Genomic DNA, 978 nt, shown 5'->3' with positions numbered 1-978 from the left:
ATCCCGTTTCCGCTTCCGCCTTCGTTCGTTGAGTTTAAAGCGTTGAGCGCCGCCGCGCCTTTTTGAAATTGACTCATTCGATTTCCCCCTACGTTTTAATTTTGAGGCTTTTGGCCCTCGCAAAATGCCGGTATCTGCGTCCGAAACGCCGCCAGCGCTAAGCCGTAGCGACGCGACTCTTTTACTTAACGGACACCCCGACATTCTCCGAGCACCGGGCCGCACAATCGCCGCCCTCATTCGCTCTCTTCGCGATTAACTTCGTAAATAAGTCCGCCAATTACAAGCGCTGCAATGACTCCGACAATTTCGATTAACCATGCGTTAGACATAGGCGGCGACTCCTTTTTCCTTTTCGGTTAACTCCGAAAGTTTGGACGCAAGCTCGCCATGTTCGGATTTCAAAACGGAAATCTTTTCGTCAATGCTTGCGATAACTTTATTCGAACGTGCCTTTGCGCGATTGAGTTCGAGCTGAGCAATTTCGAGATTCTTTTCCGCAAGCTGGACGTTAAGCGCCCGTCTCTCGCGTTTGATGCGGCGAATCATTGCGTTTGCTTTGCGTCGTAAAGCCGTCTTCATTTCGTCAGGAAGTTCGTTAGAAGTTGCGTCAAGTGGGTCCGCCATTGGATAAACGGTTACGATAGCGCTATCGTTAACGAGCAATCGCGTTCGGCTGTTAATATGATCGAATATTTTCGTAATACGCCCGTTTGCATTCGACTGTTGACCTACGTAATAAGCCGTCTGCATTAAGTTCAGCAAGTGACCCTTCGCATGCTCTCGCTTGATTCCGAGACGTTCGACTGTACGATCAACGGCGTGCTTTGTGACTTCGTAATGTTTCATCCGACTCGCACCGCCTGAATCGAAAGTGGACGGTAGTAGTCCGCCGGATCTTCGTCGACCGGCCATGCGCCTTGATATAAAATTTCGGTAAGTTTGCGCTGATCTAGCGCTGGATACGTATTGAAATCG

1 protein-coding gene is annotated in these 978 nt (G+C 49.7%); it reads right to left on the bottom strand.

Annotated features, from left to right (window positions below; all coding sequences use genetic code 11):
• Positions 1-324 precede the first annotated feature (324 nt).
• Complete coding sequence (locus AB447_RS23950; protein ID WP_048356535.1) at positions 325-849, bottom strand: hypothetical protein; 525 nt, start codon at positions 847-849, stop codon at positions 325-327.
• Positions 850-978 lie beyond the last annotated feature (129 nt).

The organism is Bacillus glycinifermentans, from assembly GCF_001042475.2.
GTDB lineage: Bacteria > Bacillota > Bacilli > Bacillales > Bacillaceae > Bacillus > Bacillus glycinifermentans.
The sequence above is the reverse complement of the archived record's forward strand: the minus strand, read 5'-3'. Positions and strand labels throughout refer to the sequence as shown.